General features: G+C 71.2%; 17 protein-coding genes and 1 pseudogene. 6 read left to right on the top strand and 12 right to left on the bottom strand.

All coding sequences use genetic code 11. The features are described from left to right. Positions 1-12: 12 nt before the first annotated feature. Together CCL05_RS30015 and CCL05_RS30010 are read left to right on the top strand one after the other, a co-directional pair. The gene (locus tag CCL05_RS30015) at positions 13-1,143 is read left to right on the top strand and encodes an ArsR/SmtB family transcription factor (RefSeq protein ID WP_086563819.1); all 1,131 of its coding nucleotides are present in this window, start codon (positions 13-15) and stop codon (positions 1,141-1,143) included. Between the two features lie 136 nt (positions 1,144-1,279). After that, positions 1,280-1,753: an ATP-binding protein gene (locus CCL05_RS30010; RefSeq protein WP_086563818.1), complete on the top strand. Its 474-nt coding sequence runs from the start codon at positions 1,280-1,282 to the stop codon at positions 1,751-1,753. Positions 1,754-1,765: 12 nt separating this feature from the next. Here CCL05_RS30010 and CCL05_RS30005 read toward each other — a convergent pair whose 3' ends face one another. After that, on the bottom strand, positions 1,766-3,106 hold the full coding sequence (locus tag CCL05_RS30005) for an MFS transporter (RefSeq protein WP_086563817.1): 1,341 nt from the start codon (positions 3,104-3,106) through the stop codon (positions 1,766-1,768). A gap of 137 nt (positions 3,107-3,243) precedes the next feature. Here CCL05_RS30005 and CCL05_RS30000 point away from each other — a divergent pair, with 137 nt between their 5' ends. The 4 genes from CCL05_RS30000 to CCL05_RS29985 all read left to right on the top strand — a co-directional run bounded on the left by CCL05_RS30000 (position 3,244) and on the right by CCL05_RS29985 (position 6,417). Next, complete coding sequence (locus tag CCL05_RS30000) at positions 3,244-3,603, top strand: ArsR/SmtB family transcription factor (protein ID WP_086563874.1); 360 nt, start codon at positions 3,244-3,246, stop codon at positions 3,601-3,603. Between the two features lie 87 nt (positions 3,604-3,690). Next, on the top strand, positions 3,691-4,986 hold the full coding sequence (locus CCL05_RS29995; protein ID WP_167409640.1) for a phosphatase PAP2 family protein: 1,296 nt from the start codon (positions 3,691-3,693) through the stop codon (positions 4,984-4,986). Between the two features lie 102 nt (positions 4,987-5,088). Beyond that, complete coding sequence (locus CCL05_RS29990; RefSeq protein ID WP_086563814.1) at positions 5,089-5,478, top strand: BlaI/MecI/CopY family transcriptional regulator; 390 nt, start codon at positions 5,089-5,091, stop codon at positions 5,476-5,478. A gap of 6 nt (positions 5,479-5,484) precedes the next feature. Then, positions 5,485-6,417, top strand: a complete 933-nt coding sequence (locus CCL05_RS29985) for a M56 family metallopeptidase (RefSeq protein WP_086563812.1) — start codon at positions 5,485-5,487, stop codon at positions 6,415-6,417. Between the two features lie 53 nt (positions 6,418-6,470). Here CCL05_RS29985 and CCL05_RS29980 read toward each other — a convergent pair whose 3' ends face one another. The 11 genes and pseudogenes from CCL05_RS29980 to CCL05_RS29930 form a co-directional block, all read right to left on the bottom strand. Then, positions 6,471-7,475 (bottom strand): sporulation protein, encoded by a 1,005-nt coding sequence (locus tag CCL05_RS29980; RefSeq protein ID WP_167409636.1) that lies wholly within the window; start codon positions 7,473-7,475, stop codon positions 6,471-6,473. A gap of 67 nt (positions 7,476-7,542) precedes the next feature. Continuing rightward, a pseudogene (locus CCL05_RS29975) lies at positions 7,543-7,967 on the bottom strand (cytochrome P450); the annotation flags it as partial. 14 nt (positions 7,968-7,981) lie between these two features. Further along, positions 7,982-10,525, bottom strand: a complete 2,544-nt coding sequence (locus CCL05_RS29970; RefSeq protein WP_086563809.1) for a sensor histidine kinase — start codon at positions 10,523-10,525, stop codon at positions 7,982-7,984. A 1-nt stretch (position 10,526) separates the two neighbouring features. After that, entirely contained in the window at positions 10,527-11,210 is a 684-nt protein-coding gene (locus CCL05_RS29965; RefSeq protein ID WP_086563808.1) for a response regulator, read from the bottom strand. After that, entirely contained in the window at positions 11,207-11,845 is a 639-nt protein-coding gene (locus CCL05_RS29960; protein ID WP_086563873.1) for a potassium-transporting ATPase subunit C, read from the bottom strand. Before CCL05_RS29960 ends, CCL05_RS29965 begins: the two co-directional genes overlap by 4 nt. Before the next feature lie 5 nt (positions 11,846-11,850). After that, positions 11,851-13,953, bottom strand: coding sequence for a potassium-transporting ATPase subunit KdpB (gene kdpB, locus CCL05_RS29955; protein ID WP_086563872.1), 2,103 nt, complete (start codon positions 13,951-13,953; stop codon positions 11,851-11,853). Positions 13,954-13,985: 32 nt separating this feature from the next. Next, positions 13,986-15,647 carry a potassium-transporting ATPase subunit KdpA gene (kdpA, locus tag CCL05_RS29950; RefSeq protein WP_086563807.1) on the bottom strand — a complete coding sequence of 554 codons (1,662 nt, stop codon included), beginning with the start codon at positions 15,645-15,647 and terminating at the stop codon, positions 13,986-13,988. 5 nt (positions 15,648-15,652) lie between these two features. Next, positions 15,653-15,742: a K(+)-transporting ATPase subunit F gene (gene kdpF / locus CCL05_RS29945; protein ID WP_086563806.1), complete on the bottom strand. Its 90-nt coding sequence runs from the start codon at positions 15,740-15,742 to the stop codon at positions 15,653-15,655. Between the two features lie 235 nt (positions 15,743-15,977). After that, positions 15,978-17,960 carry an APC family permease gene (locus CCL05_RS29940; protein ID WP_107400530.1) on the bottom strand — a complete coding sequence of 661 codons (1,983 nt, stop codon included), beginning with the start codon at positions 17,958-17,960 and terminating at the stop codon, positions 15,978-15,980. Between the two features lie 116 nt (positions 17,961-18,076). After that, complete coding sequence (locus tag CCL05_RS29935; RefSeq protein ID WP_086563804.1) at positions 18,077-19,693, bottom strand: MFS transporter; 1,617 nt, start codon at positions 19,691-19,693, stop codon at positions 18,077-18,079. Positions 19,694-19,746: 53 nt separating this feature from the next. Further along, on the bottom strand, positions 19,747-20,208 hold a 462-nt coding region (locus CCL05_RS29930), incomplete at its 5' end, for a diacylglycerol kinase family protein (protein WP_483025080.1).

The raw sequence follows: 20,208 nt of genomic DNA, 5'->3' as shown, positions 1-20,208 counted from the left end.
CCGGAGGTGACCATGAGCGTCGTCCTCTCACTCGCCGGCGCCGACCCGTCGTGTGTCTCCGCGCACGCCTCCCCGCTCGCCGAGCTGACCGCCGCGCTGCACGCCTACACGGAGGCCGAGCACCATCCCCACGCGGTCCGCTGGGCCCGGGGTCTGGAAACCGAGGCGTCCGGAAGCGGAGCATCCGTGCCGGACGAGGCACCCGCCTCCGCCCTCACTCCCGCGCTGCGGCGGCGCATCAGGGGCTGGGCACCGCTGTGGGCCTCGTACCGGGCCCGCTACCTGCTCCCGCTGACCGCCGCCGGAGACAGACCGCTCGACGCCGAACTCGCCGACATCGCGGACCTGCCGCCCCCGCTCTTCGCCGAGCTCACCGGATACGCGATCCGGGGAGGCAACTCCGGCACCCCGCTCGACCGGGTGCTGTCGGACCGCACGCAACGCGAGGGCCTGCTCGCCGCGGCGGAGCGGCGCTCGACCGCCCGCGCCGAACTCGCCCACCGCCTCGTGGACGCGCCGGACTCCCTGCGCGCTGACCTGCTCGACCTCCTGGCCCAGGCGGCCCGGGCCCTGGAGCCGGACCTGGCGCGGGCGGCCCGGGTGATCGGCGGCCGGCTGCCACGGCTGCGGTCCTGTCTCGACCGCGAGGGCCCGGGCAGGACGCTGGCCGGCCTGGATCCCACGGCGTCGTACCGCTCCGAGCCGCCGCGCGTGGTCTTCGACAAGTTCCACCACGGGATCGTGAACGTCGCCACCACCGCGGTGCTCGTCGTACCGTCGGCGTTCGGCCGCCCCCACCTGCTGGTGAAGCACGAGCCGGGCTTCGTGGCGGTCGTCCAGTTCCCCCTGCTCCTGGAAGGCGACGACCAACCCGGCCACGCGGTGGTGCAGCGCCGGCTCGAAGTGCTGTGCGACCCGGGCCGGCAGCGCATCGCGCGCGCCATCGCCCGGGAACCGCTCACCCCCTCCGAACTGGCGGCCCGCATCGGCATGTCCCTGCCCCAGGTCTCCCGCCACCTCGCCCGGCTGCGCGACGCCGGCCTCGTCACCGTCGAACGCGACGGCAGGCGTGCCTACTACCAGCTGACCCTGGAACGCGTACGCCGCATCGGCGACGACCTCCTCACGGCGCTGTTCCACTGACCACGAGCCGTCCCCCGAGCGGCCCGTCCGCTTACCGGCACCGCGACAACCATCGCCGGTGGCGCCACCGGCCCCTCTAGCGTTCCCACACGCCGAAAGGCACTCCGTCGCGGATTCCCCAGAGGAGCTCGGCCCCATGAACGCTCGGCACCGGAGAACCCGGACCATCACCGTCCCGGCCCACGCGGACCAGGTTCCTCTCGCCCGCCGAGCCGTCCTGCGCATCCTTCACGACTGGGGCGTCCCGGACGACAGCGACGCCTTCCACGCGATACGGCTGATCGCCTCGGAGCTGCTGACCAACGTCGTACTGCACGCGTCCGCGGCCACGGCCGAAACCGGTGTCGTGGTCGAACTGCTCGACGGCGCCTGGGTACGCATGGGAGTGCACGACGGCCACGCCGACTGCCCCGCCCTCGCGGACCCCGGCACCGAGGCGACCGGCGGTCGCGGTCTGAAGATCGTGCACGCCTTGCTCGAAGAGCTGAACGGGGTGATCCTCACCGAGCACACCGCCGACGGAGGCAAGACCGTCTGGGTGGAGGTGCCCTGCGCCATGGCCGTCACGGAGATGGTGGACGGTACGGCGGCCTGCGCGGGGACGACCTGAGCGCCATGGCCCTCACCGGTGGGCGTGGAGCCCGTCGCCCAGGGCGTGATGGCTGTGCCGCCAGCCGCCCCGGACGCGTACGGCGTCCACAAGGTGTGGATGGCCGGCGCGGAGGTCGCTGTGCTCGTGCTCTACAGGGCCCGGCTCCTGAGCAGCCGGCCACAGCCGCACCGCCACAAGCCCGGCCGTGAGGGTGATCAGGCCCAGCGCCACCACCGCCGACTGCAGACCGGCGGCCGCGCCGAGCCGGCCGGCCAGCGGATACGTCAGCAGCCAGCAGCTGTGCGAGAGGGAGAACTGCGCGGCGAAGGCGGCGGTGCGCGCCTCGGGCGGGGCCGAGCGGCGGATCAGCCGGCCGGCCGGGGTGAGCACCATCGAACCGGCCGCGCCGAAGGCCGCCCAGGTCAGCAGCAGCGCGGGCCAGCGCCAGGGGCCGGCGCCGGCTGCCGTGAGCGCGCCGAGCGCGGCGAAGACCAGCGTGAGCAGCAGGGCGCCGCGCAGCATCACCGTGCGGTCGCGGACGCGGTCCAGGACCCGGGGCAGCAGCAGGGCGGCGACCATGGATCCCCCGCCGTACGCGCCGAGCGCGAGCGACACGTCGGCCGCGCCGCGCTCCAGCTCGTCGCGGACGTAGACGACGGTGTTGACGGTGACCATCGCACCCGCCGCCGCGACCGCGAGGTCGAGGGCGAGCAGGGCGCGCAGGTGCGGGCCGGCGAGGAACAGGCGCATGCCCGCGGTGGCCTTGGAGTAGGCGCCGCCGCCGAGCGGCTCGGGGGCGGCCTGCTTCGGCAGGATCACCGAGACGACCAGGACCGCCGAGGCCAGGAACCCTGCCACCGTGCCGAGGAACAGCCAGTTGTACGTCATCAGCGACAGCAGCGCGGCGGCGAGTGCCGGGCTGAACAGGCTCTCCGTGTCGTAGGCGAGGCGGGACAGCGACAGCGCCCGCGTGTAGTCGCGCTCGGCGGGCAGCACATCCGGGATGACCGCCTGGAACGTGGGTGTGAACGCGGCCGACGCCGACTGGAGCAGGAAGATCAGGACGTACACCTGCCACACCTGGTCCACGAACGGCAGGGTCAGCGCGACCGCGGCCCGGACGAGGTCCGCGCCGGCCATCAGCCACCGGCGGGGCAGCCGGCCGGCGACCGCGCCGATGGCCGGGGCGATCGCCACGTAGGCCACCATCTTGATCGCCAGTGCGGTGCCGAGGACCGACCCCGCGTCGGCCCCGGCGATGTCGTACGCCAGCAGACCGAGGGCGACCGTGGACAGACCGGTGCCGACCAGGGCGATCACCTGCGCGGTGAAGAGACGTCGGTAGGTGCGGTTGCGCAGGACGGACAGCATGCGGCAATCCCCCGGCGGGTCGGAGACGGGCGCGGCTGTCCCTCACTGTATCGACAGGTGCGCATCTGCGCACATGTTGACGCCAGATTGTCCGCGGACGGGCGCCGTCGGCTCATTCCGGCCTCTACGCTGTGGGCATGCCTGCTCGCGAGTCCCTGCCAACTGCACCCGGTGCGCATCTGCGCCCCCCGGACAGCGCGCGTCTCGCGGAGGCGACCGAGGTGTTCGCGATGCTCTCCGACGTGACGCGGCTGCACCTGCTCTGGCTGATCGCCCAGGGGGAGTCGGACGTCGGCTCCCTGGCCGAGCGGTGCGAGGCGTCCCGGACCGGGGTGAGCCAGCACTTGGCGAAACTGCGGCTCGCGGGTCTGGTGGAGACGCGGCGCGAAGGGCGGCACATCTACTACAGCCTGCGCGACGGGCATCTGCGGCGGCTCGTGCTGGAGGCGCTCAGCCACGCCGACCACCGGGTCAGCGGCCAGGCACCGCACGACTGACCGGAAAAATTCACATCGAGGGCGTTGCATGTGTTTTCACGAATAAAGAGCAGACCTGCCGTGACTGCTGGGCGTCAGTGGCGTGTGATGCTGTGGGGCACAGCGGGTGTGGCGGCTCTCGGACTCGTTGTCGTACTGGAGCTCATCGCACGCCACTACGGTCAGCCGGGGTCGGTCTCCGACCAACTGAGAGGGGCGGTCTTCGCACCGAAACCGGGGCCGCTGTACGGCGGTCTGGCGTTGATGTCGGTGGTGCTCACCTGGCCGCAACGGATCCTCGCGGCCGGTGCGGCGATCGCCACGGACGCCGTCCTCCTGCTGGTGCGGTGGGCGGCCGACGTCAAAGTCTCCGACGGTCAGTTCTTCGGCAACGGCGCGTTGTTGGTGATGCTGGGCTACGGGGTCATCGCCGTCACGCGCCGTACCGGCCCGGAACGTGCCCTCCTGCTGAAGGGCGTCGGGCTGGGCCTGCTGCTGGTGGCCGGCCGTAAGACCGGGGACAGTTGGCTGCTGATCACGGCGAAGACCCGTCCGACGGTGCTCGACCAGTACGTGGCGACCGCCGATCACGCGCTGGGCAACCCTTCGTGGCTGGCAGGCCGCCTCCTCCAGGCCGCCGGCCCGGTCCCCACCCATGTTCTCGACGTGGTTTACGCGAAGCTCGCGGTGGCCGCGCTCGTCGTCGCGCTGTACCAGCTGCGTCACGTGGCGGCCGAGCGCCGCTTCCCGGGCCATCATCTGGTGCGCACGTTCCTGGTGATCGGCCTTCTCGGGCCGGCCGTCTACATGCTCTTTCCGGTGGTCGGACCGGTCTTCGCCTACGGCCCGGGCGCCTCCGGCACCGGCGGCGTGCACTGGGCGGCGGCCGATCTGTGGCCGGACACGCCGCTGCCGATCAGCACGCCGCACCCGATGCCCTACGACGGGATCACCCCCCGCAACTGCATGCCCAGCCTGCACACGGCGTGGGCCACCGTGATCTTCGTTCACACCCGTAGGGGCCCGCTTGTGCTGCGCTGTGCGGGCACGTTCTGGCTGATCGCCACGCTCGGCGCGACGCTGGCTTTCGGCTACCACTACGGCGTGGACCTCGTCGCCGGCGTGGTGTTCGCGCTCACCGTCGAGGCGGCGATGCGTGCGTTCGACCGTGGCTGGGACCGGCCGGGCATCCGGCTGGTCGCCTACGGCGCCGTGGTCTTCACCGCGCTGTTGGTGGCGTACCGCTGGCTTCCGATGGAGATGGCCCGGCATCAGGAGGTGTCCGGATCACTCCTCGTCCTGGCGATGACCTCGGTGGTCTACGGCTACGTACGGACCACCCGACTGTGGGACCCGGCGGCCGTGGCCGCGCGGCGCCCCGAACCGCAACCCGAACCGGTCTGAGCGGCGTCGCGTCAGGCACCTGTGGTGACCGGTGACCGCTCGGCAAGGGCGTCTATACGATGTCCGCGCGGGTAACGGGCGGCGGCGGAAGGGAGCCAGGGCGTGGCGGAGCACCGGCAGCGTCCCCGGCGGCGGGGGCAGGGTGAGCTGGAGGCGCTGGTTCTGTCGGCCCTGCGGGAGGCGGACGGTCCGGCGACGGCGGGCTGGGTGCAGGAACGCGTGGGCGGCGACCTCGCCTACACGACCGTCATCACCATCCTGACCCGGCTGCTGGGCAAGGGCGCGGTGACCCGTGAGCGGGTGGGCCGGTCCTTCGCCTGGACGCCCGCCTCGGACCAGGCGGGCCTGGCCGCGCGGAAGATGCGCAAGGTGCTGGACTCCGAGAGGGACCGCGAGGCCGTGCTGGCCAGCTTCGTCACCGGCCTCGATCCGGACGACGAACGTCTGCTGCGGGGGCTGCTGGGCCAGTCCCGGGACGAAGAAGAAGACTGAAGCCTCATGGGGGTGTTCGTCCTTCTGCCGCTCGTGCTGCCCCTGACGGCGTGGCCGGTCGCGCGCCTCGCCGAGCAGCGTCTGCACCCGCGTACCGCGACCCGGCTGCTGACGGGACTGGCGGCGGTGATGGCGGCGTGCAGCACGGTGTGCCTGGGCCTGGTCATGGTGGTCGGCACCGCCCAACTGCCCGGCAACCCCCTGCCCGACGGCTGGTCGGACCCCGAGGTGCGGGCGGCGGTGCCGTACGACGAGGTCGTCGGCAAGGCGGCCATTCCCGCACTGTGCGCGGTGCTCGTCGCCTGGGGGCGGACGCTGTGGCGGCATGGCCGGGTACGCCGCAGCGCGCACCGGGCGCTGGGCGGTCTGCCGGACACGGAGGTCGCCGTACTGCCTGATGATCTCCCGTACGCGTACGCCCTGCCGGGCCGGCGTCGCGACCGCGTCGTGGTGACCTCGGCCTTGCTGGACTGCCTCGAACCCGCCGAGCGCCGGGCGTTGTTCGCCCACGAGCGGGCCCACCTCGCCGCCCGGCACCACCGCTTCCTGCTCGCCGTCCGACTGGCCGCCCGTGCCAACCCCTTCCTGCGGCCGCTGCGGACGGCGGTGTCGTACACGGCCGAACGATGGGCCGACGAGGAGGCGGCCCGAAGGATGGGCAGCCGCCGGGCGGTGGCGTGCGCGATCGGCAAGGCGGCCCTGGTGTCCCGGGGCACCCCGGTGGGCACACTGGCGGGCTTCGCGTCACCGGGTCCGGTGCCGCGCAGGGTGGCCGCCCTGCTCGGCCCCGCCCCCGCGGTGCGCAGCTGGCCGTCCGCGTTCACGTCGGTGGGTGTGGCGGCGTGGGGTGCTGCCGCCGGGACGGCTGTCTCGGCGATGTCGTCCGCGAACTCCGCGGTGACCATGGTCCTCATCCTGCACGCGGCCACGCCCCTGTGAAGCGGGGCGGAGCCTTACCGCTGCCGCCCCTCTGCCGTCCGCCGGGCCCCGTATCAGCCCTCGTCCCCTTCGTCCTCCTCGTCGCCCTCGAAGAAGTCCCCGACCTCGTCCACGACTTCGGCCGCGACCATGCCGCCGACGGCACCGGCCGCGAGCCCGGCGGCGCCCGCGGCGACGGCGGTGCCCGTGCCGGGGCCGGAGCGGTGGTGATCGTCGTGCCCGTAAGGGCCGCCGTGCCCGTGCCCGGCATAGGGGTCACCGTGCCCGTACGCACTGTGGGAGCCGTACGACGCCCGGTGCTCGACCAACTGCCGGATCCAGCCGTCGACTTCCGCGTTCCAGTCGCGCGCGTCCTGGTGGCCGACCGTGAAACGGGTCAGCGCGTCGTGGCCCCCGGAGAGGAAGCCACCCCGCTTGTCGGCCTCCAGGACGACCTCCATACCGCCCGGGTGGGCCAGGAAGGTCATCTCGATCTCGTTCACCTGGTCCGCGTACTGCGGCGACGGGGCGAGCTCGATCTCCTGGTAGAAGGGCAGTCGCTGGCCGGTGCCGCCGATGTGCCCGAACTCCAGGTCGGCCGACCTGAAGCCGAAGCCGAGCCGGCCGAGGGCTTCGAGGACGGCCTCCTGGGCGGGCAGCGGGCCGACGGTCAGCGGGTCGAGGTCCCCCTTGTCCCTGGCGCCCGCCACCGACAGTTCGGTGCGCACGCCCAGCACGATCCCCAGCGGCCGGCCGTGCAGCTCGGTGATCGGGGTCTCCCACGGCAGCGGCACGCTGAACGGGATGCTGCGCTGCTCGCCCTCCGCGAGCCGGAAACCGCCTGCGACGGTGAACCGGTCGAAGGCGACGACGCCCTCGCTCTCGCCCTCGGCGTGCTCGGCCTCGACCCGCGCCACCAGCTCCAGGGTGATGTGCTCGATGTCGTAGCCGGCGTTGCCGCCCTTGAGGTGCACCTGGCCGGTGAGCGTCCCGCCGGGCCGGGCCGCTCCGGGGTCGAGGACCGTGTCGACCGTGGGGCCGCCCAGGCCGAGCGAGCCGAGCAGTCGTTTGAACACCATGGTGGCGTCCACTCCTTACACGCGTGTCTTCTACAAACAAGTAGAAGCATAGGGGCCCGCCCGTCACCGTCTCCGGGCGCAGGGCCACCTCTTCCGCGATCCGCATCTCGATGCGGGCCAGCTGCTGGCCCAGGCACAGGTGGATGCCGTGGCCGAAGGCCAGGTGTCCACCCTCGTGCCGGTTCAGATCGAGCACGTGCGGATCGGTGAAGCGCTCGGGGTCGCGGTTGGCGGTGTTGTACGACAGGACGACCGTCGTGCCGGACAGCATGTTCGCGGTGGTGTCGAACCCCGCCGCCAGCAGGATCAGGCTGATCCCCCTCAGTTCCTCGTCGCTCGTCTCCCCGCCCATGAAGGTGTCGATCTGCTCCTGGAAAGTCCGTCGGCGGCCCGGCCTTCTCCATGGCGTCCAGGCAGTCGGTGGTGATCTGTTCGATGCGCTCGGGGCTGCGGCTCGTCCATGAGAAGGAACTCGCCGGGCATGAAGCCCGGCTTCCGCTTCCCTCTCAGGAGGACGCCGTCACCGGTACGTCCGGCTGGTGTGGCCGCCGCCCCGGTGCCGTCCGTACGGTGAGCACCATGGTGAGACCGCCGCCGGGCGTGTCCTCGGCGTGCAGGGTGCCGCCGACGGCCTCGGTGAAGCCGCGGGCCACCGCCAGGCCGAGGCCGACACCCGCGCCGCGGGGCGAGTCGCCGTAGCGCTGGAAGGGTTCGAAGATGCGGTCCTTGGCCTCGTCCGGGACGCCGGGCCCGCGGTCGACGACCCGTACCTCGACCCGGTCGGCGAGGGCGCTCGCGGACACCAGGACCTTCTCGCCCTCGGGGCTGTACTTGACGGCGTTCTCGACGACGTTGGCGACGGCCCGCTCCAGCAGTCCCCGGTCGACGTGGACCATGGGCAGCGTCTCGGGGATGTCCAGTTCCACGCTCTCCTCGGGCACTCCGCCGAGCGCCATCGGCACGACCTCGTCGAGGTCGGTCTCTCGGATGACGGGAGTGACCGTGCCGGTCTGCAGCCGGGACATGTCGAGCAGGTTGCCGACCACGTGGTCGAGCCGGTCGGCGCCCTCCTCGATGGCCTCCAGCAGCTCAGCCTGGTCTTCTTCGGACCACTCGACGTCGTCGGAACGCAGTGAGGTCACGGCGGCCTTGATGCCGGCGAGCGGGGTGCGCAGGTCGTGGCTGACGGCGGCGAGCAGCGCGGTCCGGATGCGGTTGCCCTCGGCCAGTTCCTTGGCGCGGTCGGCCTCGCGCAGCAGGCGCTGCCGGTCCAGGACGACGGCGGCCTGCGCGGCGAATGCGGCCAGCACCCGGCGGTCGGAGGCCGGCAGCACGCGGCCGCGCAGGGACAGGGCCATGCGGTCGCCTACCGGGACATCGACGTCGGCCTCCTCGGGGTTCCCGGCGGGCCGGGGCCCCACGCTGCCGGCGCAGGTCCACGGGTCCGTCTCGCCGGTCCGCTCCAGCAGGGCCACCGACTCCATGCCGAAGGTCTCGCGGACCCGTTCCAGCAGCGCCTCCAGCGTGGTTTCGCCGCGCAGGACGTTCCCCGCGAGGAAGGACAGGATCTCCGCCTCGGCACGCAGCCGCGCCGCCTGGTGGGTGCGGCGGGCCGCGAGGTCGACCACCGACGCCACCGACACGGCGACCCCGACGAACACCGCGAGGGCGACGATGTTCTCCGGGTCGGCGATCGTCAGGGTGTGGACGGGCGACGTGAAGTACCAGTTGAGCAGCAGGGAGCCCACCAGCGCGGAGGCCAGCGCCGGGAAGAGTCCGCCCAGCAGGGCCGCCGCCACCGTCAGGGTCAGGAAGAGCAGCATGTCGTTGGCGAGGCCGACGTCCGGGACGGCACGGATGAGGAGCCCGGCGAGGAGCGCGGGGCCCAGCACTCCGACGAGCCAGCCCCAGATGACCCGGGAGCGTCCCAGGCGTGCTCCGCGCGGCAGGGGCAGCCCGCGTCCCTTGCCCGCCTCGTCGTGGGTGATGAGGTGGACGTCGAGGTCGGGGCCGGAGTCCCGGGCCACCGTCGCGCCGACACCCGGGCCGAAGACGTACTGCCACCCCTTGCGCCGGGAGACACCGAGGACGATCTGGGTGGCGTTCACCCCGCGTGCGAAGTCCAGCAGGGCTGCGGGTATGTCGTCACCGACGACGTGGTGGAAGGTTCCGCCGAGGTCCTCGACCAGGGTGCGCTGGACGGCCAGTTCCTTCGGGGAGGCGGCAGTGAGGCCGTCGCTGCGGGAGATGTAGACGGCCATGACCTCGCCGCCGGCGCCCTTCTCGGCCAGCCGGGCGGCACGCCGTATCAGGGTGCGGCCCTCGGGGCCTCCGGTCAGGCCGACGACGATGCGCTCGCGCGAGCCCCAGATGGCCGAGACCTGGTGTTCGCTGCGGTACTGGGTGAGGTAGGCGTCGACCCGGTCGGCCACCCACAGCAGGGCCAGCTCGCGCAGGGCGGTCAGGTTGCCGGGCCGGAAGTAGTTGGAGAGGGCGGCGTCGACCTTGTCCGGCTTGTAGATGTTGCCGTGCGCCATGCGGCGGCGCAGGGCCTCCGGGGACATGTCGACCAGTTCGATCTGGTGGGCCCGCCGTACCACCTCGTCCGGCACGGTCTCGCGTTGCCGCACCCCGGTGATCGACTCGACGACGTCTCCCAGTGACTCCAGGTGCTGGATGTTGACGGTTGAGACGACGTCGACGCCTGCCGCCAGCAGTTCCTCGACGTCCTGCCAGCGCTTGGTGTTGCGGGAACCGGGGACGTTCGTGTGGGCCAGTTCGTCCACCAGGGCGACGGCCGGGGCGCGCCGCAGGACGGCGGCCACGTCCATCTCCGTGAAGGTGCCGCCCCGGTACTCGATCTCCTTGCGCGGGATCTGTTCCAGGCCGTGCAGCATCACCTCGGTGCGTGGCCGGTCGTGGTGTTCCACGAACGCGACCACGCAGTCGGTGCCCCGCTCGATACGGCGGTGTGCCTCGGAGAGCATGGCGTAGGTCTTGCCGACGCCGGGTGCGGCGCCGAGGTAGATCCGGAGCGTGCCGCGTGCCATGTCATCCCTCGAAGCGGTAGCCCATGCCGGGCTCGGTGATCAGATAGCGCGGGTGGGAGGGGTCCGTCTCCAGTTTGCGGCGCAGCTGGGCCATGTACACCCGCAGGTAGTTGGTCTTGCTGCGCTGCGAGACGCCCCAGACTTCCTGGAGGAGGTGCTTCTGCGTGATCAGCCGGCCCGGATGGGTCACCAGGATCTCCAGCAGGTGCCACTCGGTCGGGGTGAGCCGCACGTCCTGACCGTCCCTGATCGCCTTCTTGGCGATCAGGTCGATGCTGAAGTCCGCCGTCTCGACGAGCAGGGGCCCGGGTGCGTGCGGGGCGTCCTCGGTACGGCGGACCGCGGCGCGCAGCCGGGCCAGCAGCTCGTCGATGCTGAACGGCTTGGTGACGTAGTCGTCGGCGCCGGCGTCGAGCGCGGCCACTTTCTCGCCCGACGCCTGCCGGGCGGACAGGACCAGGATGGGGACCCGGCTCCAGCCCCGTAGGGCCTTGATGATGTCGACGCCGTCCATGTCGGGCAGACCGAGGTCGAGCAGCACCACGTCGGGCCGGCGCGCGGCGGCCAGACGCAGGGCCGTGGCGCCGTCTGGGGCGGCGTCCACGCCGTAGTGACGTGCCTGCAAGTTGATGACGAGGGCCCGTACGAGCTGCGGGTCGTCCTCCACCAGGAGCACCCGGGTCACGGGTGCGCCTTGGCCACGAGGTCCTTGAGCGCGATGTTGAGTTCGAGCACGTTGACCCGGGGCTCGCCGATGAAGCCGAGCGTGCGGCCCTCGGTGTGCTCGTCGACGAGCTTGCGGAGCCGGGCGTCGGTCAGGCCGTTGCGCTCGGCGACACGGTGGACCTGGAGGCCGGCGTAGGCCGGGGAGATGTCCGGGTCGAGGCCGGAGCCCGAGGAGGTCACGGCGTCTGCCGGGACCTGGGACGGCCTGACCCTGTGGTCGGCGGTGGAGTTGTCCCTGACCACCTTCGCCTTGGCCGCCTCCACCGACGTCACGAGCTTGTCGTTGTCGGCGGACAGGTTGGTGGCGCCCGAGAGAAGCAGCTTGTACTGGGTGTTGACCGAATTCTCGCCGAGCCCGTTCGCCGGGCGCGGCTGGAAGTAGTCCAGGCTGTAGCCCTGCTGCCCGATCAGGGACGAGCCCACGACTCTGCCGTCCGCCCTGACCTCGGAGCCGTTCGCCTTGCCGGGGAACAGCCCCTGGGCGACGCCGGTGACGACCAACGGGTAGATGACGCCGGTGACCAGGGTCAGCACGAGGAGGGCGCGCAGGCCCGCCCCGAGCAACCGGGCGGTGTTCGTAACGGAGTTCTTCATGTCCTTCACCCGATCCCGGGGATGAGTGAGATGAGCAGGTCGATGAGCTTGATGCCGATGAAGGGAGCGATCAGTCCGCCCAGGCCGTAGATGCCGAGATTGCGGCGGAGCAGCTTGTCGGCGCTGACCGGCCGGTACCGCACGCCCTTCAGGGAGAGCGGCACCAGCGCGATGATGATCAGCGCGTTGAAGATCACGGCCGACAGGATCGCGGAGTCCGGCGAGGCCAGGCCCATGACGTTGAGCTTGTCCAGGCCGGGGTAGACCGCCGCGAACAGCGCCGGGATGATCGCGAAGTACTTGGCGACGTCGTTGGCTATGGAGAACGTCGTCAACGCGCCCCGGGTGATCAGGAGTTGCTTGCCGATCTCGACGATCTCGATGAGCTTGGTCGGGTTCGAGTCGAGGTCGACCATGTTGCCGGCCTCCTTCGCGGCCGACGTGCCCGTGTTCATCGCGACACCGACGTCGGCCTGGGCGAGGGCCGGGGCGTCGTTGGTGCCGTCGCCCGTCATCGCGACCAGCTTGCCGCCGGCCTGCTCGCGCCTTATGAGGGCCATCTTGTCCTCGGGGGTGGCCTCGGCGAGGAAGTCGTCGACGCCGGCCTCCTCGGCGATCGCCTTGGCGGTCAGCGGGTTGTCGCCCGTGATCATGACGGTCTTGATGCCCATGCGGCGCAGTTCCTCGAACCGCTCGCGCATGCCGTCCTTGACGACGTCCTTGAGGTGGATGACTCCCAGGACGCGGGCGCCATGCGCGTCGTCCACCGCGACCAGCAGCGGGGTCCCGCCCGCCTCGGAGATCCGGTCGGCGATCCCGTCCGCGTCCTCGGCGACCGTGCCGCCCTGCTCCTTCACCCAGGCGATGACCGAGGCCGTGGCGCCTTTGCGGACTTTGCGGCCGTCTACGTCGACACCTGACATGCGGGTCTGAGCGGTGAACTCGATCCACTCGGCGTGCGCCAGCTCGCCCTCATGGCGCTCGCGCAGCCCGTACTTCTCCTTCGCCAGGACGACGATGGAACGGCCCTCGGGCGTCTCGTCGGCCAGCGACGACAGCTGGGCCGCGTCCGCGACATCCGCCTCCGTCGTGCCGCCCACCGGGACGAACTCGGCGGCCTGCCGGTTGCCGAGCGTGATGGTGCCGGTCTTGTCGAGCAGCAGGGTGGAGACGTCACCGGCGGCCTCGACCGCCCGGCCCGACATGGCCAGCACATTGCGCTGCACCAGCCGGTCCATGCCGGCGATGCCGATCGCGGACAGCAGTGCGCCGATGGTGGTCGGTATCAGGCAGACGAGCAGGGCGACCAGCACGACCAGCGTCAGGTGCGTACCGGCGTAGTCCGCGAGCGGCGGCAGGGTGGCGCAGGCGAGGAGGAAGACGATGGTCAGCGAGGCGAGCAGGATGTTCAGCGCGATCTCGTTGGGCGTCTTCTGCCGTGCGGCGCCCTCGACGAGGTTGATCATCCGGTCGATGAAGGTCTCGCCCGGCTTCGTCGTGATGCGGATGACGATCCGGTCGGACAGCACCTTCGTACCGCCGGTGACGGCCGAGCGGTCGCCGCCCGACTCGCGGATGACCGGGGCCGATTCACCGGTGATCGCCGACTCGTCGACCGACGCGACGCCCTCGACGACGTCCCCGTCACCGGGAATGACATCCCCGGCCTCGCACACCACGCGGTCACCGATCGTCAGCTCGGTGCCGGGGACCCGCTCTTCGGAGCCGTCGGTGAGCAGCCGGCGGGCGATCGTGTCGGTCTTGGCCTGGCGCAGGGTGTCGGCCTGCGCCTTGCCGCGGCCCTCGGCGACCGCCTCCGCCAGGTTGGCGAAGACCACGGTCAGCCACAGCCAGACGCTGATCGTCCAGCCGAACCAGTCGCCCGGGTCCTTGAAGGAGAAGACGGTCGTCAGGACCGAGCCGATCCACACCACGAACATCACGGGCGACTTGACCATCACCCGCGGGTCGAGCTTGCGGAAGGCGTCCGGCAGTGACCTGACCAGTTGCCGGGGGTCGAAGAGGCCCGCACCGACACCGCCCTCGGCGGGCTTGTGCTCGCTGGGAGCGTCACCGTGCGGCGCTCGGGTGGGAGTGGCTGTGGACATGGAGTCCTCTGACTTGTCCGTACGGGCGGTCATCACGCCAGCCCCTCGGCGAGCGGGCCCAGCGCGAGGGCGGGGAAGTACGTGAGACCGGTGATGATCAGGATCGCGCCCACCAGCAGGCCGGTGAACAGCGGCTTCTCGGTGCGCAGGGTGCCCGCGGTCACGGGCACCGGCCTCTGCCCGGCGAGCGAGCCGGCCAGCGCCAGCACGAACACCATCGGCAGGAAGCGGCCCAGCAGCATCGCGAGTCCGGTCATGGTGTTGAACCAGTCGGTGTTCGCGTTCAGCCCGGCGAAGGCCGAGCCGTTGTTGTTCGACGCGGACGTGAAGGCGTAGAGCACCTCGGAGAAGCCGTGCGCGCCCGCGTTCAGCATCGAGTGCGGCGGGGTCGGCAGGGCCATGGAGACGGCGGTGAAGACGAGGACCAGCGCCGGCGTGACAAGGATGTAGCAGGCGGCGAGCTTGATCTCGCGGGTGCCGATCTTCTTGCCCAGATACTCGGGCGTGCGGCCGACCATCAGACCGGCGATGAACACCGCGATGACCGCCATGATCAGCATGCCGTAGAGGCCGGATCCGACACCGCCGGGCGCGATCTCGCCCAGCATCATGCCGAGCATCGTGACGCCGCCGCCGAGGCCGGTGAAGGAGGAGTGGAAGGAGTCCACCGCGCCGGTCGAGGTGAGCGTCGTCGACACCGCGAAGATCGAGGACGCGCCGACGCCGAACCGGACCTCCTTGCCCTCGTACGCCCCGCCCGCGGCCTGCAGCGCCGGGCCGTGGTGGGCCAACTCGGTCCACATCATCAGGGCCACGAAGCCCAGCCAGATGGTGAACATCGTGGCGAGGATGGCGTACCCCTGCTTGACCGAGCCGACCATGACCCCGAAGGTCCTGGTCAGCGCGAACGGGATCACCAGGATCAGGAAGATCTCGAAGAGGTTGGTGAAGGGGGTCGGGTTCTCGAAGGGGTGGGCGGAGTTGGCGTTGAAGTAGCCGCCGCCGTTCGTGCCCAGCTCCTTGATGGCCTCCTGCGAGGCGACCGCACCGCCGTTCCACTGCTGCGAACCGCCCATGAACTGACCGACCTCGTGAATGCCGGAGAAGTTCTGGATCACGCCGCACGCCACCAGTACGACGGCGGCGATCGCCGCGCCCGGAAGCAGGATCCGCACGGTGCCGCGCACCAGGTCGGACCAGAAGTTGCCGAGCTCACCGGTACGGGACCGGGCGAACCCGCGGACGAGAGCGACCGCGACGGCCATGCCGACGGCCGCGGAGACGAAGTTCTGCACGGCGAGACCGGCGGTCTGCACGACGTGCCCCATGGTCTGCTCGCCGTAGTACGACTGCCAGTTGGTGTTGGTCACGAACGACACGGCCGTGTTGAACGACTGCGCCGGGTTGACGGAGGAGAACCCCAGCGAGCCGGGCAGGATGCCCTGGAGCCGCTGGAGCAGGTAGAGGAACAGGACACCGACGGCCGAGAAGGCGAGCACGCCGCGCAGGTACGCGGACCAGGTCATCTCGGTGTCGGGGTCGGCACCGATGCCCTGGTAGACCCACTTCTCGACGCGCCAGTGCCTGCCCGAGGAGTAGACCCTGGCCATGTAGGTGCCGAGGGGGATGTAGGCGAGAGCCAGCGCGGCTGTGAGCGCGAGCAACTGGAGCACGCCGGCGGGGACGGGGCCCATCGGGCTCAGAACCTCTCCGGGAAGATCAGGGCGAGGACGAGATAGCCCAGCAGGGAGACGGCCACGACCAGGCCGACGACGTTTTCGGCGTTCACAGCTTCGTCACCCCCTTGGCGACGAGAGCCACCAGCGCGAACGCCGCGAGCACGGTGACGACGAAGGCCAGATCGGCCATCGCGGACTCCTGGAGTGAGGTTCGGTGAATCGGACGACTCGAGCTAAGTGCCTTTTCGTCCGGACCGGACCTGTCGTTGACGGCTCCTTGACGGCGAGACCCCTGGTTTTGACGGGACCCTGACGCGACCTGGCTCCCGTGGAGAGGTGCCGGGCTCAGCCGCCGACGTGGATACCCGGGCGGCGGTCGGGGTCGGGTTCGTTGCTGCGGATGATCTCGCGGGTGACCGGGGCGGTGTCACCGCGGCCCAGGAGGAAGTAACGGACCATGTGCACCAGGGGGCTGCCTTCGGCCCAGGCGAAGTAGCACTGCGGCCGCACGCCCGTGGCGTCGCGCAGGGCGAGCAGGATCGCGGCGATGGCGTTGGGCGCGGCCGGCGCCTCGGCGCGCAGGATGCGGTAGCCGTCGACGTCGACGCCGTGGACGGTGAGGGTTTCGCTGAAGTCGGACGGGTCGACCACGTCGATCTCCAGGAAGAGCACGTCGGCGGGGCCCGGCACCGGATTGGTGCCGCGCTGCTCGCGTTCCTTGGCGCTGTACTCGGCGACGTCGCCGGCCTGGCGGCGGTTGGCGATGATGTTGATGGACTCGTCGTGGGCGAGGGTGTCGGCGATGAACCGGCGGGCGGCCTCGTCGAAGACGATGCGGTCGGCGCGCAGTTCGGTGGTCCGTGAGACGCGGGAGATCAGCGACACGACGATGATGCCCAGGATGAAGAAGCCGGAGATGGCGATGCCGTCGGGCTTGTCGACGATGTTGGCCACCAGCGCGTAGAACAGGACCGCGGTGAGCAGGGCGAAGCCGGCCGTACTCGCGCGGCGGCGGTCGCGTGCCACGGAGACGGTCACGGCGAAGGAGCCGGAGACCATCATGGCCAGGATCCCGGTGGCGTAGGCACCGGCCTGGGCGTCGACGTCGGCGTCGAAGGCGATGGTGATCAGGATGCACAGAGCCGTGTAGACGATGACGACCGGACGCACCGCGCGTCCCCACTCGGGGGCCATACCGTAGTCGGGCAGGTAGCGGGGAACGATGTTGATCAGCCCGGCCATCGCGGAGGCACCGGCGAACCACAGGATGAGGATGGTGCTGATGTCGTACGCGGTGCCGAACGCCTCACTGACGTGCTCATGCGCCAGCCAGGCCAGCGCCCGGCCGTTGGCCGCACCGCCGGGTTCGAACTCCTTCTCGGGAATGAGGACGGTGGTCACGAAACTGGCGGACAGCAGGTAGACGCTCATGATCACAGCGGCCGTGGTCAGCAGCCGGCGGGCGTTGCGGATCCTGGCGCGCAGCCGCTGCTCGGCGTCGGCACCGTCGGCCGCCACGAGCGGCATCATGCTCACCCCGGTCTCGAAGCCCGACAGCCCCAGCACCAGCAGCGGGAAGGCCAGCAGGGCCGGGCCGGCGAGGTCACCGAAGCCGCCTCCGCCGTCGACGAGCGCGTCGGTCCAGGCCGACAGCGCGCCGTCCGTCGTGAACACCTGGACCAGGCCGACGCCGATGACGACCGCGTTGAGCGCCAGGAAGACGGCGACCAGCGGGATGGCGACACTCACCGCCTCGCTGAACCCGAGCAGGAAAACACCCCCCAGGACCAGCAGCAGCCCCACGGTCAGGGCGACCTCGTGGCCGTGGAGGGCGGAGGGGAAGAAAGGGTTCTCCATCACGTGGACGGAGGCGTCCGCCGTGGACAGGGTGATGGTGATGATCCACGAGGTGGCCACGAACCCGAGCAGGACCAGCACGAACAGCTTGCCCCACCAGAACGGCAGCAGATCCTCCAGCATGGCGACCGACCCCGCGCCGTGCGGGCTCTGCCTGGCCACCTTCCGGTACATCGGCAGCATCCCCAGCAACGTCAACGCCACGATCAGCAGCGTCGCCAGGGGAGAGACGGCCCCGGCGGCCAGAGCGGCGATCGCCGGCACGTAGGCCAGGCTGGAGAAGTAGTCGACCCCGGTCAGGCACATCACCTTCCACCAGGCGTGCTGCTCGCCGTGACTCTCACCGGCCGCCGGCCCCACCGGCTGGACCTGGTGCCGCAGCAGCCACCGCGCCGCCTTGCCCGTCGGCGGTGTCCGCAGAGCCGGACTGGCCACCGACTCCGGCATGATCGGCCGGTTGGCACCACTCATGTCCCCCATGCCCTTCCTCGTCTGACCACCGAATCGGTCGCAGCGGCCACCGCTCTGACGGCACCGCGACGATCACCGAGTATGCGCCCTCCGTCCGCGCCGGTGCTCGCCCGGGGCTACGGCCTCGTCGCGTGAGGCTGGGTGGTGGGGATCCGTGAGGTGAAGAACAGGCCGAGGAGACAGGCGAGGGCGAGGACGGCGAGGGCGGCGCGCAAGCCGTCGAGCCTCGCTTCGGTGTTCGCGTCGATTGCGTCCTGGGACACGTCGTCGCTCACCCCGGCATCGTCGAGAGCCTTCTTCAGCTGAGCGTCCGACAGGAAGGGCGCTCCGCTTTGGAGCTGGACGGACGCCTGGCTCTTGACCTGGTCCGGGACTGCTGGATTCTGCTCGACGCTGGTGAGGAACGACGACGTGAGCGTGGCGATCATGATCGACCCGGCGAGTGCCGTACCGATCGAGGCACCGAGGTTGGTGACGGCGTTCTGGACGCCGCCGACTTCCGCGCTCTGTGCCTCCGGCACCGCGGACACGGTGACGGAACCGAGCTGGGACGCCAGGGCGCCCATGCCGAGCCCGATCAGCAGGAGAGGGATGGTGACGATCTCCGCACCGGCGTCCGCGTCGAGCGCGGCCATCAGGACCACCGCGCCCGCGAGCAGTGCGAGGACCCCGAGCCGCACCACCCGGCGCGGCGAGACGTCCGGGAGGAGGCGCGGGATCAGGATCGCGGCCGCCAGCAGCGTCAGCGAGAGGGGCAGGATGCGGGCACCGGTCTTGAGCGCGGACAGACCCAGGGCGACCGACAGATAGAGCGGTACGACGAAGAACACGCCCATCTGCACGAGGTACTGGAAGAAGAACATCGTCAGACCGCCGGTGAGCTGCTTGTTCCGCAGCATGGCGGGGTCGACGAGGGGCTCCCCGCGTCGCTCCGCCACGCGGGCCTCCCAGCGGAGGAAGAGCCAGATCAGCAGCAGGCCGGCCAGCATCAGCCACACGACCGGCGAAATCCCGAGCCACGACGGGGCGTCGGGCTTCGGCCGGAACCAGCCCCACTCGTCCGAGCGGAGCACCCCGTAGACGAAGATCCCGAGCCCGAGGGCGGAGAGCACGGCCCCCACGACATCGATGCGCGTGCGGGCGCCCAGCGGCGCGTCGGCGATGCGGCGGGCGAGCAGGACGATGCCGAGCACCATCACGACCTCACCCGCGAACACCCAGCGCCAGGAGAAGTACGTGGTCGCGACACCCCCGATGAGCGGCCCCAGCGCGATGGCCACGGCGCCCGCGGCCGCGACGAGTCCGTAGGCGGCGGGACGGCGTTCCACGGCGAAGTTGCTCGCCACGAGCGTCACGATCGCGGGCAGGATGAGCGCCGCTCCGATCCCCTCGAGGAACGCCCAGCCGATCAGCAGGACGGTCAGGTTCGGTGCGAGCGCCGTCGTCAGGGAGCCGCAGCCGTAGACGGCGCAGCCGATCACGAACGCGCGTCTGCGGCCGATCAGGGCACCGGTCTTGCCGCCGGGGATCATGAACATCGCCATCACGAGCGTGTAGGCCGTGATGGCCCCCTGGATCCCGGTCACCGTCGTGTCCACGTCCTCGGCGACGGTCGCGATCGACACGTTCATGACAGAGCTGTCGAGTGCCATCAGGAACTGACCCGACGCCAGTGTCAGTAGGACGAGGCGTGCTGTCGCCGGCCTCGCGGCGGCGTCCGCGGGGGGTGCCATGGGTGCATCGTGGCAGCTGTTTCCGGGCCCGCTCGGCGACCCGCCCCGGCGGGTCAGTCACTTGGCGGCGGCCCAGGGGGAAGACGCCCCGCCGCGGTCCGTCCCATCGTCCGCGCCAGCCGCCCCACCCGGCGCCAGTTCATGGGGGGCCTGCCACCGGGGACACCGGGCCGGTGGCGGGGCACGCGCACGCGCAGGGCGCGCGGCTCGATCCGGCAGTGGACCGGGGCCGGCAGGACGAGGGCCTCGCCGTCGACGCCCACGGGAACGCCGGCGGCGTCGGCGTCCACGACGACGTCCCGGGCGGTGAGCGAGGCGAGGCCGGGTGAGCGCCGGCCGCGGAGCATCCCCGCCGCCTGTGCCGCGTTGTCGACCTTGACGGCGAGCACCCCGAGGACGCCGGAGTCGAGCCGTTCGCGACGGCCCAGCCCCGCCGGGTCGTCCGTCCGGTAGGGGTTGTTGCTCACCAGGACGGCCTGTGGTGCCTCGATGGCCGCCTCACCGTCCGTGCCGTG

It is taken from the genome of Streptomyces africanus (assembly GCF_002150735.1).
Classification (GTDB): domain Bacteria; phylum Actinomycetota; class Actinomycetes; order Streptomycetales; family Streptomycetaceae; genus Streptomyces; species Streptomyces africanus.
Note: the sequence above shows the minus strand (reverse complement) of the source record. Positions and strands in the feature narration are given on the sequence as shown.